This is a genomic window from Bradyrhizobium canariense (assembly GCF_019402665.1).
GTDB classification, from domain to species: Bacteria; Pseudomonadota; Alphaproteobacteria; order Rhizobiales; family Xanthobacteraceae; genus Bradyrhizobium; species Bradyrhizobium canariense.
Map to the genome: position 1 here is coordinate 1 of NZ_VSST01000043.1, position 15,982 is coordinate 15,982.

12 protein-coding genes are annotated in these 15,982 nt (G+C 64.6%); 6 read left to right on the top strand and 6 right to left on the bottom strand.

Annotation, left to right across the window (positions count from 1 at the left end):
- On the bottom strand, nt 1-1,033 hold a 1,033-nt coding region (locus FXB41_RS23190; RefSeq protein ID WP_512699621.1), incomplete at its 3' end, for a CHASE3 domain-containing protein.
- Between the two features lie 320 nt (nt 1,034-1,353).
- Here FXB41_RS23190 and FXB41_RS23195 point away from each other — a divergent pair.
- Both FXB41_RS23195 and FXB41_RS23200 read left to right on the top strand, forming a co-directional pair.
- A complete protein-coding gene (locus FXB41_RS23195) occupies nt 1,354-2,520 on the top strand; it encodes an FIST N-terminal domain-containing protein (RefSeq protein WP_219683350.1) in 1,167 nt (388 codons plus the stop codon).
- Nucleotides 2,521-2,525: 5 nt separating this feature from the next.
- Nucleotides 2,526-3,875 (top strand): hybrid sensor histidine kinase/response regulator, encoded by a 1,350-nt coding sequence (locus tag FXB41_RS23200; RefSeq protein ID WP_219683387.1) that lies wholly within the window; start codon nt 2,526-2,528, stop codon nt 3,873-3,875.
- Here the strand turns inward: FXB41_RS23200 and FXB41_RS23205 are convergent.
- The 4 genes from FXB41_RS23205 to FXB41_RS23220 all read right to left on the bottom strand — a co-directional run bounded on the left by FXB41_RS23205 (nt 3,872) and on the right by FXB41_RS23220 (nt 8,560).
- Nucleotides 3,872-4,576 carry a response regulator gene (locus tag FXB41_RS23205; RefSeq protein ID WP_219683351.1) on the bottom strand — a complete coding sequence of 235 codons (705 nt, stop codon included), beginning with the start codon at nt 4,574-4,576 and terminating at the stop codon, nt 3,872-3,874. The two genes, FXB41_RS23200 and FXB41_RS23205, sit on opposite strands and share 4 nt — an antisense overlap.
- 136 nt (nt 4,577-4,712) lie before the next feature.
- Nucleotides 4,713-5,396: a response regulator gene (locus FXB41_RS23210; protein WP_035995389.1), complete on the bottom strand. Its 684-nt coding sequence runs from the start codon at nt 5,394-5,396 to the stop codon at nt 4,713-4,715.
- 138 nt (nt 5,397-5,534) lie between these two features.
- Nucleotides 5,535-6,704 (bottom strand): c-type cytochrome, encoded by a 1,170-nt coding sequence (locus FXB41_RS23215; protein ID WP_219683352.1) that lies wholly within the window; start codon nt 6,702-6,704, stop codon nt 5,535-5,537.
- A 140-nt stretch (nt 6,705-6,844) separates the two neighbouring features.
- Complete coding sequence (locus tag FXB41_RS23220) at nt 6,845-8,560, bottom strand: PQQ-dependent methanol/ethanol family dehydrogenase (RefSeq protein WP_246649093.1); 1,716 nt, start codon at nt 8,558-8,560, stop codon at nt 6,845-6,847.
- Between the two features lie 980 nt (nt 8,561-9,540).
- On the opposite strand from FXB41_RS23220, the gene FXB41_RS23230 reads away from it, so the two are divergent.
- From FXB41_RS23230 to FXB41_RS23245, 4 genes are all read left to right on the top strand, one after another.
- A complete protein-coding gene (locus FXB41_RS23230) occupies nt 9,541-10,026 on the top strand; it encodes a (2Fe-2S)-binding protein (protein WP_007599059.1) in 486 nt (161 codons plus the stop codon).
- An 84-nt stretch (nt 10,027-10,110) separates the two neighbouring features.
- Nucleotides 10,111-12,453, top strand: coding sequence for a xanthine dehydrogenase family protein molybdopterin-binding subunit (locus tag FXB41_RS23235; protein ID WP_219683353.1), 2,343 nt, complete (start codon nt 10,111-10,113; stop codon nt 12,451-12,453).
- A 13-nt stretch (nt 12,454-12,466) separates the two neighbouring features.
- Nucleotides 12,467-13,267, top strand: a complete 801-nt coding sequence (locus tag FXB41_RS23240) for an FAD binding domain-containing protein (protein ID WP_219683354.1) — start codon at nt 12,467-12,469, stop codon at nt 13,265-13,267.
- A gap of 208 nt (nt 13,268-13,475) precedes the next feature.
- Nucleotides 13,476-14,585, top strand: coding sequence for a CaiB/BaiF CoA transferase family protein (locus FXB41_RS23245; protein WP_219683355.1), 1,110 nt, complete (start codon nt 13,476-13,478; stop codon nt 14,583-14,585).
- Nucleotides 14,586-14,773: 188 nt separating this feature from the next.
- Here FXB41_RS23245 and hppD read toward each other — a convergent pair whose 3' ends face one another.
- Nucleotides 14,774-15,889, bottom strand: coding sequence for a 4-hydroxyphenylpyruvate dioxygenase (hppD, locus tag FXB41_RS23250; protein WP_219683356.1), 1,116 nt, complete (start codon nt 15,887-15,889; stop codon nt 14,774-14,776).
- Nucleotides 15,890-15,982: the final 93 nt, after the last annotated feature.

Here is a 15,982-nt window from a genome sequence, read left to right on the forward strand (position 1 = left end):
GGCCCAGGCCCGGCAGCACGACATCGAAATTACCCGCGGCAAGCTCGCGCATCGCCTTGCACATCGCGATCATCGGACGCGAAATGCCGGTGCCGAGCAGGAAAGCGAGGACCGCGCCGAGCAGCGTGCCGCCGACGGCCAGCATCAGCACCAGTTGCTCGGTCTTCCCGATCGTCGCTTCCGATTCGGACTCCAGCCGCTGCTGTTCGGCAACGAGGTCCGCCTTCATGGCGGTAGCACCCTGAAGGATCGCGCCGGCCGAACCGCTCATCTCGGTGACGAGATCGTCGATCATCTTGGCATTGGCGATCAGTTTCTCCAGCGATTCCCGATAGGCACCGAGTAATCCCTTGGCATCCTTCAGGCCGGCGACGATCTTGTCGTCCATGGAATAAACCGCGCCGAGCGAGTTCTCGACGAATTTCAGCCGCGCCAGCGCGCTGGTCGCAATCGCCTGATCGGATGTCAGCACGAAATTGGTCGCCGCCGCGTTCGCGGTCTGGAATTGGGCATTGACCTGCTTGGTCCCGAACTCGATCGCCTGCGCCTCGGAATCGGAGGCATTGTTGCCGATGTCGTCGAGCTTGTATTTCAGGAGGTTGGCGTTGCGCATGAGCTGGTTCTGCACCAGCAGCGCGCTGTCACGCTTGGCCTGGAGGACTTTTGCGAAGGTCGCGGAGAAGTTGGAGAACTCCTTGGCGAGCTTGCCCAGGCTCTCCTGGCGCGCCGGCTTCTTGGCGCTCTTGACCGCCTGGTCGATGGCGCTCTTCAGGCCGGTCTCCGCGTCCAGCGCCGTCTTGGCGTCGTCCTCCTTGCCGGTGACGACGAAATATTTGACGGCCGAGCGATAGGCGAGCAGCTCCCGGTCGATATTACGGGCGAGATCGGCCTCGGTGACGCTGCTGCGGTAGGACCCGACCCCGGACGAGACCCGCTCGAAGCCAAAATAGGAGAAAGCCATGCTGCCGGCGGAGATCACCAGCACGGCGGCAAAGCCCAGAATGATCTTGGCGCGGAACCTGAGGGTCGGCATTATGGTGCGCTTCGACGAAGACGCGATACGTCCGGACATTCCCACCCCCAACCCTCTGTTCTTGCAACGCTCAGCCGGCCCGGAAGCAGCCCTTCCCGAACCTGTGCGGAAAATTAAGGCAGAAACGTCAAGAGGCGGTAAATCCAGCCGGCCTGCACCCCGGGTGGCGAGACTATCCGTCCTCCCGGCGCTCGTTCAGCCTTGCCGGGCCGAGGGGCCGTGTTGCGGCCAACCGGAAAGCGCCTTACTCTTGGGGAACTTGTCGGACACTTATCAGGCACTTGGCGTTAGACCGGGCTGGTCCTCGAGGGGAGAAACGAGTGGGGCAAACCGATTTTCGGTTTGGCGGTGCGTCTGGCGTTGCCGTTGCCAAATCGAAGGCTGCGAGCGTCAATGAAGCCGTGGCCGAGCTCGTCGCCCAGCTCCCGTCCGACGAGCTGGCGCTGATTCTGGTTTTCCTCTCGCCCCGCTACGACCCCCATCACTTCATCGCCGAGATCACCCGGCAGTTCGATGAGACCCGGATCTGCGGTTGCACGACCGCGGGCGAGCTCGCCCCTGACGGCTGGGACGAGAACAGCGTCGTGGCGCTCGCGTTCAGCCGTGCCGATTTCTCGGCCGCGGTGCGGCCGATTTTCAACCTCGACAGTTTCCGCGTCGAGGACGGCCGCAGAATCGGCGGCGAGCTCCGGCACGAGCTGTTGCGGATCACCCCGCAAGTCGATCGCTGCAATGCCTTCGGCCTGGTGTTGATCGACGGCCTGTGCCGCCGCGAAGAGGCAGTTATGTCCGCGATCTATGCCTCGCTCGACGACATTCCGGTTGTCGGCGGCTCCGCGGGTGACGGGATGCGCTTCGAGAAGACCTGGGTGTTCTGCGACGGCACGGCACACACCAATGCCGCCCTCCTGATCCTGTTGAACACCTCGCTGCCGTTCCGGGTTTTCAAGTGCGACAATTTCGAGCCCAGTCCGCAGAAGATGGTGGTCACCGAAGCCGACATCGAAAATCGAACGGTCAGGGAGCTGAACGCGGAGCCAGCGGCCGAGGAATATTCGCGCATGGTCGGGATCCTGGACGCCAAGCTCGATCCGTTCTCCTTCGCGTCCCACCCGGTGCTGGTGCGGGTCGGCGGCGCCTATTACGCGCGGTCGATCCAGCGCGTCGAACCGGACGGCTCCTTGCATTTCTTCTGCGCCATCGACGAAGGCATGGTGCTGACGGCGGCGACGTCGCGCAGCCTGGTCGGCTCGACCCGCGACACCTTCACCGAAATCCGCGACCAGATCGGAGAGGTCTCGCTCTATATCGGCTTCGAGTGCCTGCTCCGGCGGCTCGACGCCGAGCAGCACCAGCTCACCCGCGACATGTCCGAACTGTACCGGCAGAACCGAGTCGTCGGCTTTCACACCTATGGCGAGCAGTTCGGCTCCATGCATGTGAACCAGACCTTCACCGGCGTCGCGATCGGAAGGCGCCCGTCGTGACGGACATGTGGCAGGGCCCTGATGCGACCGACCAGTTGCGGCGCGAGGCGGCGAAGCTGAAGAAGATCAACGCCGCCCTGATGTCGCGCGTCGAGCGCTCGATGGACCAGCAGCTCAACGCCTTCTCGCTGTTCGAGACTGCGATTGCGCTCGACCACAAGGTTCGCGACCGGACTCACCAGTTGCGCGGGGCGCTGCATTCGGTCGAGCGCGCCAATGAAGAGCTCTACCGCGCCAAGCAACAGGCTGAAGCCGCAAGCTCGCTGAAATCATCGGTGCTGATCTCGGTTACCCACGACCTGTTGCAGCCGCTCAACGCGGCGCGGCTGACGCTGTCGGCGCTGACCGAAATGATGGAGTCGCAGGAAGCGGGCCTGCTGATCGACCAGGCCGACCGCTCGCTGCTGATGCTGGAGGACCTGCTGCGGTCGCTGCTGGAGATCGCAAAGCTCGACGCCGGCGCACTCAAGCCCGACGTGCGCGCCATCGCGCTGGCGCCCCTGTTCGAGCAGCTTCGCAACGAATTCGAGCCGGTCGCGGCGCGGCAGGGGCTTGCCCTGCACATCCGCACCTCACCGCACGCGGTGAGGTCGGATGCGATGATGCTGCGACGGATCCTTCAGAATCTGCTTGCCAATGCGATCCGCTATACCCGCAGCGGCGGTGTCGTCATGGGATGCCGGCTGCGGGGCGACCGCATCTGCGTCCAGGTCTCCGACACCGGGCCTGGAATTGCGCAGGCGCAGCAGGAGGCAATCTTCCGCGAATTCCAGCGCGGCGAAGCAACCGCGACCGACCAGGCCGGCTTCGGGCTCGGCCTCTCCATCGTCCGCCGTTTCGCAACCGTGCTCGGTCACGGGGTGCAGTTGTCGTCCCGGATCGGCAAAGGATCGACCTTCACCCTGGAGCTGGAGCCGACCGACCTCGCGGAGGTCGGCGACGAGGTGCACGAGATCAAGCTCGACGAGCGGCACTATAGCGGGCTCGAAGGCGCCAAGATCCTGCTGATCGAGAACGACCCGAACGGCTCGGAGGCGATGGCCGCGCTGCTGGAAGGTTGGGGCTGCGACGTCGCGACCACGCGCTCGGCTGCCGATGCGCTGCTGCGCCTCAGCGAGCTCGGCGGCGCGCCGGATGCCGTGATCGCCGATCTGCACCTCGATCACGGCGAGAGCGGCCTGTCGGCCATCGCCGACGTCCGACAGCATCTGAAGCTCGACACGCCGGCCATGATCATCACCGCCGACTACTCCGACAAGGCTGCAAAGGAAGCGAGCCGCCACGGCCTCGAAGTGCTGAAGAAGCCGATCAAGCCCGCCGAGATGCGGGCGCTGCTATCGTTCCTGCTGAGCTAGTCCCGCGCGGATGGATCGGGCTGTGCCGCCTCGCGCCGGACCGTGGGGCCCTCGGCTGCCAGCGTCGCGAAGTCGATCCTGGACATTTCAACGATCGCCTTGGTGCGGCTGAGCACGTTGAGCTTGCGCAGGATCTCGGAGACGTGGACCTTCACCGTGGTCTCCGAAATCGTCAGCTCGTAGGCGATCTGCTTGTTTTGCAGGCCGCGCTGGAGCATTTCGAGCACGCGCAATTGCTGCGGCGTCAGCTCGTGCAGGCGCTTCAGGAGATCCTGCGCGGGGCCGGACGCCCGTTGCGGCCGGGCCCGTCCGCGATAGGCGGCGGGAACACAGACCGAGCCGCGCAGCACCTCGCCGATCGACTGTGCCAGCTCCTGCTTGGACGACGATTTGGGGATGTAGCCGGACACGCCGAGCGACAACGCGCCGGACACGATCTGCCGATCCTGATGTCCGGATACGATGACGACGGGAATTTTTGGAAACGCCTTGCGGATGCGGATGATGCCCGAAAGACCCGTGGTGCCCGGCATCGACAGATCGAGCAGGATCAGGTCGAGTTCGGTGCTCGCCGCGATCTGCTCCAGCGCGCCGTCGATCGACGTCGCCTGAACAATATCGGCCGCGGGCGCCACCATCCGGAGCGCGCCTTCGAGCGCCTCGCGAAACAGCGGATGGTCCTCGACGATCAGAAATCGCATCACGTAAGAGCCATTGTGAAGACCTTGCTGAAGACCTCGCCCAGGAGGCCGCCAGGGCCGGCGTCGAATTGAACGCGTTGAGAATGGCTCGGCACCGCCAAGCCGGCTTGATCCAGGTCAAGAACGACACTGCGCGTCATTGCGACCTGCCGCGATCGGGCCGCGCATAAGGCCGGCTGCGCGGATCGGGCAGCTCCATCTTGCCGATTTCGATGATCGCCTTGTTGCGGCTGAACAGGCCGAGCTTGCGCAGGATCTCGGTGATATGCGCCTTCACCGTGGATTCCGCGAGCTGAAGCTCCTGGGCGATCTGGCGGTTCGGATAGCCGCGACGCAGGAGGTCGAGCACGCGAAGCTGCTGCGGCGTGAGCTCGTGCAGCTTGACCTCGAGCGCCTTGCTGGCCTCGGCCCGCCGCTGCGGCGTCGCCACGAAATCCTTCGGCACCGACACCGACCCGCTCAGCACGCCCTCGATCGATTGCGCCAGCTCACGCTTCGACGTCGACTTGGGCAGATATCCGGCGGCACCCAGCGCCAGCGCCTCGCGGACGACGCGCTGGTCCTCCTCGCTCGACACGATGGCGACCGGCAGGCGCGGAAAGGCCTCGCGCAAGCGCAGAAAGCCGGAGAAGCCGGTCGCGTCCGGCAGCGAAAGATCGAGCAGCGCAAGGTCGATACCCTGCTCGGCCGACAGGATATGCAGCGCATCCGCGATCGACATCGCTTCGAAGATCCGCGCTTCCGGCAAGGCCAGCCGCACCGCATTGCCGAGCGCCTCGCGAAACAGCGGATGATCGTCGATGATCAGGAAGCTGGTCATGGCGCCTTCCCAACACTGCATCGCACGCGCACCTGCCGCGGCGGCGGAAGCGGCACATCCATGCGATCGCCGTCCGGCGCCGGGATGATGCCGGACGGACGCTACCACATCCTCCCGATCGCGCTCGGTCAAGATCGCTCAGTCGTTCGAGTCGGATTGGACCGTCAGCAGGAAGGAAAAGATGTGGTCGAACTGATCGTCGGTGAAGACCTCTTTCCAGGCCGGCATACCCTTGGTCGGCCGCCCCTCATGCACGGTGGTCCAGAATTTCTCGCGCATATCGTCACCGTAGCGATGACGCAGCAGCCGCAGGTCGATCTTCCGCTCGCTCTGGATCGCGTCCGGACCGTGGCAGTGCGCACAGGTTCCGTTGAATATCTCCTTGCCCGAACCGACGGCCTCGGTGCCGGGCGCGTCGCCCTTGGTCTCGGTGGCGACCACACTGGCGGTCTGCGTCGCGCCGGGCCCGGCCCCGATGGTCGTTCCCGCCGGCATCGCTGGGGCCGCACCGAAGCGAGCCGGCTGGCCGGTCGGCAAGCCATATTTGACCGCGAGCGCGCCGATCGTGGCCTGAAGCTGCGGCAGGACGGCATCGACGCGATCACGCAGCTCGGTGGATGTCTTCGCAAAGCCGATCGCCGCATCCCATGACAGGCCTTCGCCCTCGGTGAGCTGAATCTGATAGCGATCATTGTAGCTGGTCTTGTTCAGCCAGCCGGCGACCGGGCCCCAGATGAAGGCGACGTCGGCCTTGCCCTGATCGAGCGCCTGCATGCCTTCCTCGGGCGACAGCACCGTCACCATCCGGATGTCGGCGCGGCTCGCGAGCAGGTTTTGCGGCGTGCTGGCGAACTGCACGGCAACACGCTTGCCGTGGAGGCTGTCGAGGCTGTTGAGCACCTGCCCCTTGGCCGCCACGAGGCCATAGCCCTCCTTCGCGACCGTGCCGGAGAAGATCACGGCCGGTCCCATGAAATCCTCGGACCGCGGCAGCCCGATCATGGCGTCGCATTGCTTGCCGAGCAGCGTGACACGCACGGTGCGCTTGCCGAAATAGGATTTGTACCAGTCGTAGGCGACCGGCCGGCCGAGCGCCTGCGCCAGGGCCTGCCCGATCTCGACATAGAAGCCCGGCTGAGACGGATTATCGCTTGAGAATGGAAGATTGGTCGGGTCGGCGCAGAGACGCAGCGGCTGCGCCTCGTCCGCATGCAGCAAGGCGGGAACCACCAGCGCGGCGGCACATGCGAGCAGACCTGCGATGGCGCGATTTCGGCTCGCACCGATGCCAGAACGATTCGGACGCATCCTCGTCTCCCGTAGCTCTTGATTGGGCCGGAGCTCTGTTGAGCCAGGCGCTGCGGCACCAGGCATCGGCCGATGCCGCAGCTCGTGTCAGGAAAAGGCGCGCGCGTATCCCGTCACCTCGAGGATGCGCGCGCGAGTGCTCACTGGACGGAGAACACGAAGAGCGAACCGCCCTCGGGGGCTGCGGCCGTCATCTTCTTTCCTATCTCGCCCAGGAACGCCGGCAGCGCAGCGGTGCGGCCGACGACGATGGCGACATATTGCTTGCCGTCGACCTGATAGGTCACCGGACCTGCGCCGATGCCGGAGCCGAGATTCTTGCTCCACAACACCTTGCCGGACTTCGCATCGATGGCGCGGAAATCGCCATGGATGTTGCCGGCAAACACGAGGCCACCGCCGGTGGTCAGCGTGCCGCCGTTGAAGGGCAGGTCTTCCTTGATCGACCAGACCTTCTTCTGCGCGACCGGGTCCCAGGCCACGAGCTCGCCGAGGAAGCCGCCGGGACCTTCCTTGGTCGGGAATTCGGCGCCGAGATAGAACACACCGCGCTTGTAGGCGACGTCCGAGACCGACCAGTCCATGCAGACGTTGTTGGACGGGATGTAGACGAGACCGGTCTGCGGATTGAACGACATCGGCTGCCAGTTCTTGCCGCCGATCAGGTTCGGGCAGATGTCCTTGGCGGGATGATTCGGCCCGGGACGCTTGTCGGGATCCTCGACCGCGCGCATCGTGGCGACGTCCCACTTCTTGGCCCAGTTGGAGAACACGTATTTCTCCGCCGAAAGCACCTTGCCGGTCTCGCGGTTGGCGACGAAGAAGTAGCCGTTGCGATCCGCCTTCATCAGCGCCGGAACGGTGCTGCCGTCGATCTTCAGATCCGCGAGCACGGCTTCGTTGACGCCGTCATAGTCCCAGGCATCGGCCGGCGTGGTCTGGATGTGCCACTTGATCTTGCCGGTGTTGGGATCGAACGCCACCGTCGAGGCGGTGTAGAGGTTGGTCAGCTTGCCGAAATTGCCGTCGCCGGTCGAGCGCACCGCCGTATTCCAGGGTCCAGGATTGCTGGTGCCCCAATAAACCGTGTCGGTCTTCGGATCGTAGGAGCCGACCAGCCAGGGCGCGCCGCCGCCATGCTGGGCGGAGTCGCCCTTCCAGGTGTCGCCGCCGGGCTCATCCGGCGACGGAACGGTATAGGTCTGCCACAACTGCTTGCCGGTGCCGATGTCGAAGGCCTGGAGCGAGCCGCGTACGCCGTATTCGCCGCCGCCGAACCCGGTGATGACCTTGTCGCGCACGACGAGCGGCGGCGAGGTGATGACCGAACCCTGCTTGTAGTCGACCACCTTCGTCGTCCACAGCGACTTGCCGGTCGCGGCATCGAGCGCCGTCAGCTTGCCGTCGAGGCGACCGACGAAGATCTTGCCGTCGGCATAGGAGACGCCGCGATTGTTCACATCGCAGCAGGCGTATTGCAGCACGTCCTCGGGAATATCGGGCTCGTAGGTCCACTTGCGCGCGCCGGTGGCGGCATCGAGCGCGTAGACATATTTCGGGCCCCAGGAGCTCGAAACAAAGAGCGTGTTGCCGACGACGATCGGCGAGGATTCGTTCGAACGCAGCGACGCCAGCGAGAACGAATAGGCGAGCGTCAGCTTGCCGGCGTTCTCGGTGTTGATCTGCTTCAGCGGGCTGAAGCGCGTGTTGCCGTAGTCGTGGCCGGCAACGGCCCACTGGTTCGAATCGGATTGCGCCTTGAGCAGGGAGTCGTTGGCGCGAACGCCCGGCGTAGCGGCGGCGAGCATCGCAATCATCGAGATGCCAGCCAAGAAGCCCTTCGTTCCAAAGGTCATGTATTCCCTCCGCGATGTTGTTGTGCACGCCATGTTGGGCGCTTGAGCGCGCTGCGCTCGTGATGCGCAGTTTGTCTGCGAGCCATCGTTTGAAATTACAGCATCGCCGTTTCGCGCTTAGTATAGGCGGAAGGTAGTAGTGCGGATCATTAGCGAGTTGCGCCGCTCATCTCGTTGTTCAGGCTTGCGTCTTGCCCCTGCTTGCAGCTCGAAACGAGCCGTCGGATTTAGGCGCACCGCGCCGCAATCGGGCCACTCCCATCCGGCTTCGCGTCCGTCTGTCACGATGATGGCGCTACCACCACCGCAAATTTTTCGAAGACGTTCGCGGCAAGTTTTCGCGAGGTCGAGTCGGTCAGCCGCGCGCCGAGATGTGCGAGCTTGCCGCCGGTCTGCGCGTCGGCCTCGTCGTGCAGGATGGTGACGTCGGGCGATCGTTTCCAGCCGGACCGTGGCCCGACCTTGGCAAAGCCCGCGACGCCGCCCGCGCGGCGCCTTCACCGGACCGACCTTCAGCCCCACGGTCGCAGTCCTGGGCGCCCCGGCCGGCACGGCTCGCCGCCGGCATCGGGCCAGCACAGCTGCGCTGCACGGCCACGAACAAAATCAATGACTTAGCTTGCCGCCGTCTACTACCAAGATCGCGATTACAATGGCGCAAGCGCGTGCTCCTATTCATGTCAACGAACAAGACATCAAAGGGAGACATGACGCGCGAGGACCCCACGTCCAGGACCAGCGCCTCGCACCGGCGGTTGAATTAAGCCCGCCGCTGACCGAAGCGTGCATCGTTTTCGAAGGCTCCTTGCAAAGTCGCGCCACGCGCTGGCGGCGGCACGGGGCATCGCGACCGAATCGCCCACCCGCGACAACCGTCACGATGACCTTTCCATGACGCGCCGCCTGTAAAATCCCAGTTGCAAACTTCCGTTCGCGCTGTCTCTAATTGGAATAACTATAAACATTCGGGAGGTACTCACGTGTCTACAGTCAAACTGACGGTGAACGGCAAGGCTGTTGCCGTCGACGTCGAGGACCGCACGCTGCTGGTTCAGCTGCTGCGCGACCACCTCAACCTCACCGGAACCCATGTCGGCTGCGACACCAGCCAGTGCGGCGCCTGCGTCGTCCACATGGACGGCAAGGCGGTCAAATCCTGCACCATGCTGGCGGGACAGGCCGACGGCGCCAGCATCACCACGATCGAAGGCATCGCCAAGGGCGACGAGCTGCACCCGATGCAGGCAGCCTTCCGCGACAATCACGGCCTGCAGTGCGGCTATTGCACGCCGGGCATGATCATGTCAGCGATCGACATCGTGCACCGCTATGGCGGCCAGCTCGACGAGGCCACCGTCCGCCACGAGCTCGAAGGCAATATCTGCCGCTGCACCGGCTACCACAACATCGTCAAAGCCGTACTGGACGCGGCAGGCCGCATGAAGGTCTCGCAGGCGGCCGAGTAATCGGCGCGCCTCGAAACAAAAACCATCGCCGCCGCTTTCGAGGGAAAGCGCGGTCAAGACAAATTCCGGTCGGGAGGACCAGACATGGGTGTTGAAGGCATTGGCGCGCGCGTCGTGCGCAAGGAAGACAAGCGTTTCATTACCGGCAAGGGCCGCTACGTCGACGACATCAAATTGCAGGGCATGACCCATGCCCATTTCATCCGCAGCCCGCACGCGCATGCCAAGGTGAAGGGAATCGATTCCTCCGCCGCGCTGAAGATGCCGGGCGTGGTCGCGGTGCTGACGGGACAGGAGATCGTCGACGACAAGGTCGGCAACCTCATCTGCGGCTGGGCCATCACCTCCAAGGACGGCAGCCCGATGAAGATGGGCGCATGGCCGGCGATGGCGCCGGAGACGGTGCGCTTCGTCGGCCAGGCCGTCGCAGTCGTGATCGCCGAGACCAAAAATCTCGCACGCGACGCGGCCGAAGCCGTGGTCGTGAATTACGAAGAGCTGCCCGCGGTCGCCGACGTCCACGCCGCGATCAAGTCCGGCGCGCCGCAGCTGCATCCCGAAGCTCCCGGCAACCAGGTTTATGACTGGGTGATCGGCGACGAGGGCGCCACCGATGCCGCCTTCGCCAAGGCCGCCAACGTGGTGAAGCTCGACGTCACCAACAACCGCCTCGCGCCGAACGCGATGGAGCCGCGCGCCGCGATCGCCGACTACGATTCGGCGGAAGAGCATTTCACGCTCTACACGACGTCGCAGAATCCGCACGTCGCCCGCCTGGTGCTGTCGGCGTTCTACAACATCGCCCCCGAGCACAAGCTGCGCGTGATCGCGCCCGACGTGGGCGGCGGCTTCGGCTCGAAGATCTTCATCTACCCCGAAGAGATGGTGGCGCTGTGGGCCTCGAAGAAAGTCGGCCGTCCCGTGAAATGGACCGGCGACCGGACCGAGGCCTTCCTCACCGATGCGCATGGCCGCGACCACGTCACCCATGCCGAGATGGCGTTCGACGCCAACAACAAGATCACCGGGCTGAAGGTGAAGACCTACGCCAATTTCGGCGCCTACATGTCGCTGTTCTCGTCCTCGGTGCCGACCTATCTCTACGCGACGCTGCTGTCGGGCCAGTACAACATCCCGGCGATCCATGCCGAGGTGGTCGGGGTCTACACCAACACCACGCCGGTCGACGCCTATCGCGGCGCAGGCCGCCCCGAGGCGAGCTATCTGATCGAACGTCTGATGGAGACGGCGGCGCGGCAGTTGAAGGTCGATCCGGCCGCGCTGCGCCGGACCAACTTCATCACCCAGTTCCCGCACCAGACGCCGGTGATCATGGCTTATGACACCGGCGACTTTAATGCCTCGCTCGATGCCGCGATGAAGGCGATCGACTATGCCGGCTTTGCCGGGCGCAAGGCCAAGGCGAAGGCCGACGGCAAGCTGCGTGGCATCGGCATGTCCTGCTACATCGAGGCCTGCGGCATCGCGCCGTCGAAGGCCGTCGGCAGCCTGGGCGCCGGCGTCGGTCTTTGGGAGTCCGCCGAAGTCCGCGTCAACCCGGTCGGCACCATCGAGGTGCTGACGGGATCGCACAGCCACGGCCAGGGTCACGAGACCACGTTCTGCCAGCTCGTCGCGGAGCGGCTCGGCGTTCCCATCAGCCAGGTCTCGATCGTCCACGGCGACACCGACAAGGTGCAGTTCGGCATGGGCACCTACGGCTCGCGCTCGGCCGCCGTTGGCCTCACCGCGATCCTGAAAGCCATGGAGAAGATGGAATCCAAGGCCAAGAAGATCGCCGCGCATGCGCTGGAAGCTTCGGAAGGCGACATCGTCATCGAGAACGGCGAGTTCAAGGTGGCCGGAACCGACAAGGCGATCGCCTTCCCGATGGTCGCGCTCGCGGCCTACACCGCACACAATCTGCCTGACGGGATGGAGCCGGGCCTGAAGGAAAGCGCCTTCTACGACCCGACCAATTTCACCTTCCCGGCCGGCACCTATATCTGCGAGCTCGAGGTCGATCCCGGCACTGGCAAGACGTCTTTCGTCAACTTTGTCGCGGCCGACGATTTCGGCCGGCTGATCAACCCGATGATCGTCGAGGGCCAGGTCCATGGCGGTCTCGTGCAAGGCATCGGACAAGCGTTGCTCGAGCACGCGATCTACGACGCCAGCGGGCAGCCGGTCACGGCCTCGTTCATGGACTACGCCATGCCGCGCGCCGACGACGTTCCCTCGTTCAACCTCTCCCACACCACGACGCTGTGCCCGGGCAATCCGCTCGGCATCAAAGGGTGCGGTGAGGCCGGCGCGATCGGCGCGTCAGCGGCCGTGATCAACGCGATCACGGATGCGATCGGCAAGAACAATCTGGAAATGCCCGCAACCCCGGACCGGGTGTGGCGCACGATCCACGCGGCTTAAGGGAGGAACGAAGATGTACCAGACCGTTTATCGTCGCGCGTCCTCGGTTGACGAAGCCGTCGCCCTGTTCTCCAAGAGCAGCGAAGCAAAGTTCCTCGCCGGCGGCCAGACGCTGCTGCCGGTGATGAAGCAACGCCTCGCCAGTCCGTCCGACGTCATCGACCTCGGCAAGATCAAGGAGCTGCAGGGCGTCGAGCTCTCAGGCGACGTGCTGACCATCAAGGCCGGCACGACCTATTTCGACATCATGCAGAATGCCGATGTGAAGAAGGCGATCCCCGCAATCGCCTATCTTACCTCGGTGCTTGGGGACCCCGCCGTGCGCTATCGCGGCACGATCGGCGGCTCGATCGCCAACAACGATCCTGCCGCGGATTTTCCGGCCGCGCTGCTCGCGCTCGGCGCCACCGTGAAGACCAACAAGCGGTCGATTACGGCGGATGACTTCTTCCAGGGCCTGTTCACGACGGCGCTGGAAGACGGCGAGCTCATCACCGCCGTGTCGTTCCCGGTTCCGGCGAAGGCAGGCTACGAAAAGATGCGCCACCCGGCGTCTCGCTTCGCGCTGACCGGCGTGTTCGTCGCGCAGACGAAGTCGGGCGAGGTTCGGGTGGCCGCCACCGGCGCCTCGCAAAGCGGCGTGATGCGGGTCCCGGCCATCGAAACGGCGCTGAAGGCGAATTGGTCGCCGTCGGCGATCGACAGCGTGAGCATTTCGGCGAGCAATCTGCTGGCCGACATCCACGGAACGGCGGAGTACCGCGCCAACCTCATCAAGGTGATGGCGCAGCGCGCGGTGGCTGCCGCTCGCTGATCATCGCGCCTTAGCGCCTCAACACAAATTTTCCGCGGCGCGCACTTCGGTGCGCGCCGTTTTATTTGGCCGTGCGGGTGAAAAGCGCTTGCCTCACTGGCGTGGAGGCGAGAAAAGTTAATCGGCCAATTAACTTGCCCCGCAGAGGAACGCCTCGGCGCTTGCCGACCATCGGCAATATGCGCCTTGGATCCGAGGAAACAAACACGTGCTCGATCAATCAGCCCAAAACTCCTCCGTCCGCACCTCCGGCCCGCTCGCAGGTTTCCGCATCGTTGAATTCGCCGGCATTGGACCAGGCCCGTTCGCCTGCATGATGCTGGCCGACATGGGCGCCGAAATCGTCACGCTCGATCGGGTCGGCGCCAGGAAGAACATGAAGTCGGTCGCAGGCCGCGGCCGCAAGGTGGTCGAGCTCGACCTCAAGGACAAGGCGGCGATCGCGGAGGTGCTCGATCTGCTTGCGAATGCCGACGCACTGGTCGAGGGTTTTCGTCCCGGCGTGATGGAGCGGCTCGGCCTCGGGCCTGACGTGGTGCTCGCGCGCAATCCAAAGCTGGTCTACGGCCGCATGACCGGCTGGGGCCAGCAAGGCCCGCTCGCCAACGCCGCCGGCCACGACATCAACTACATCTCCATCACCGGCGCGCTCGCCGCGATCGGCACGAAGGAAGCGCCGGTGCCGCCGCTCAATTTGGTCGGCGATTTCGGCGGCGGCGCGCTCTACCTCGTGGTCGGCGTGCTCGCGGCGCTGCTGGAGGCCTCGCGGTCAGGCAAGGGCCAGGTCGTCGATGCCGCGATGTGCGACGGCGCGGCATCGCTGATGTCGTTCTTCTTCGACATGACCACGCTCGGCCGCTGGACCGAAGGCCGCAACGAGAACTTCCTCGACGGCGGCGCGCATTTCTACGGCGTCTACGAATGTGCCTGCGGCCATTTCGTCTCGATCGGCTCGATCGAGCCGCAGTTCTACGCGTTGCTGCGCGAACACGCCGGCCTGACCGACGCCGACTTCGACGCGCAGATGGACCGCAAGGCCTGGCCCGCGCTGAAGGAAAAATTGAAGACGGTATTCAAGAGCAAGACGCGCGAGGACTGGTGCAAGATCATGGAAGGCACCGACATCTGCTTTGCGCCGGTGCTGACCATGTCGGAAGCGACCGAGCATCCGCACATGGTCGCCCGCAACGTCTTCGTCGAGCGCCACGGCGTGAAGCAGCCGGCGCCGGCGCCACGCTTTTCGCGGACCCCATCGGCGGTGCGAGAGCCGGAAGTGGCCGAGATCGGCGCGGTGACGAGGGCGTGGGCGGAGCGTTAAGGCCTCCGCTGTCGCATCACACTCCGGGTCGTCCTGGCGAAAGCCAGGACCCATAGCCACCAAACGTGGTTTGACGAAGACTCGGAGTTACCAGTCCGCCCACCGAGCGCTCCATGGGGTAATGGGTCCTGGCTTTCGCCAGGACGACGGCTGTGTTTGACGCTGCGGCGTGCCTATAGGTAGCGCGCCTACGCCGCATCCACCTTCAACACCCCACGCCGGATCTGATCCTCCTCGATCGACTCGAACAGCGCCTTGAAATTACCCTCGCCAAAACCGTCGTCGCCCTTGCGCTGGATGAACTCGAAGAAGATGGGGCCGATCGCATTGGCCGAGAAGATCTGCAGCAGCACCTTGGTCTGGCCGCCGTCGACCACGCCCTCCCCGTCGATCAGGATGCCGTTTTTCTGAAGCCGCGCGACGTCCTCGCCATGCTTCGGCAGCCGCGCGTCGATCCGCTCGAAATAGGTCGCGGGCGGCGCCGGCATGAAGGGCAGGCCCGCTTCGCGCAAGTCCTCGATGGTGCGGTGGATGTCGCGGCAGCCGCAGGCGATGTGCTGGATGCCTTCGCCGCGATAGATATTCAGATATTCCTCGATCTGGCCGGAATCGCCGGCGTCCTCGTTGATCGGAATCCGGATCTTGCCGTCGGGGCTCGTCAGCGCCCGCGAGAACAGGCCCGAGGCGCGACCCTCGATGTCGAAGAAGCGGATCTGGCGGAAGTTGAAGAGCTTCTCGTAGAAGCCGGTCCAGACATCCATACGGCCGCGATGGACGTTGTGGGTGAGGTGATCGAGATAGAACAGGCCGGCGCCGGCGGGACGCGGATCGCGCACGCCGAGCCATTCGAACTCGCTGTCATAGGCCGATCCCTTGGCGCCATAGCGATCGACGAAGTAGAGCAGGCTGCCGCCGATGCCCTTGATCGCGGGGACATCGAGCGTCTTCTGCGCGGAGGACACATCGGCAGGTTCGGCGCCGAGCGAAATCGCGCGGCCATAGGCCGCCTTCGCATCGACGACGCGGAACGCCATCGACGGCGCGCACGGGCCGTGCGCGGCGACGAAGTCGAAGCCGTGGGTGCCGGGCTCCTCGTTGACGAGATAGTTGATGTCGCCCTGGCGATAGACCGTGATGGACTTGGTCCTGTGACGCGCGACGGGCGCATAGCCCATCAGCTTGAACAGCGCGTGCAACTCTTTCGGATCGGGATGCGCATATTCGACGAACTCGAACCCGTCGGTGCCCATCGGATTGTCGACGCTGATCGTGGCCGGCGGTGCATCGTGCGGAAACGGACCCATGCTGCTCTCCCAAATGGCTGCTGGAAGGAACTATCCTTCATGGGACGCGCAAGGGGCGTGCAAATGAGACGGCTTTTGACTAACATATGCACA

Bases quoted from the DNA above. Each gene is read 5' to 3' on its own strand.
- FXB41_RS23210 (WP_035995389.1), bottom strand. From the start codon at position 5,396: ATGACCAGCTTCCTGATCATCGACGATCATCCGCTGTTTCGCGAGGCG.
- FXB41_RS23240 (WP_219683354.1), top strand. From the start codon at position 12,467: ATGTACCAGACCGTTTATCGTCGCGCGTCCTCGGTTGACGAAGCCGTC.
- FXB41_RS23215 (WP_219683352.1), bottom strand. From the start codon at position 6,704: ATGCGTCCGAATCGTTCTGGCATCGGTGCGAGCCGAAATCGCGCCATC.
- FXB41_RS23235 (WP_219683353.1), top strand. From the start codon at position 10,111: ATGGGTGTTGAAGGCATTGGCGCGCGCGTCGTGCGCAAGGAAGACAAG.
- FXB41_RS23220 (WP_246649093.1), bottom strand. From the start codon at position 8,560: ATGACCTTTGGAACGAAGGGCTTCTTGGCTGGCATCTCGATGATTGCG.
- hppD (WP_219683356.1), bottom strand. From the start codon at position 15,889: ATGGGTCCGTTTCCGCACGATGCACCGCCGGCCACGATCAGCGTCGAC.
- FXB41_RS23200 (WP_219683387.1), top strand. From the start codon at position 2,526: ATGTGGCAGGGCCCTGATGCGACCGACCAGTTGCGGCGCGAGGCGGCG.
- FXB41_RS23205 (WP_219683351.1), bottom strand. From the start codon at position 4,576: ATGCGATTTCTGATCGTCGAGGACCATCCGCTGTTTCGCGAGGCGCTC.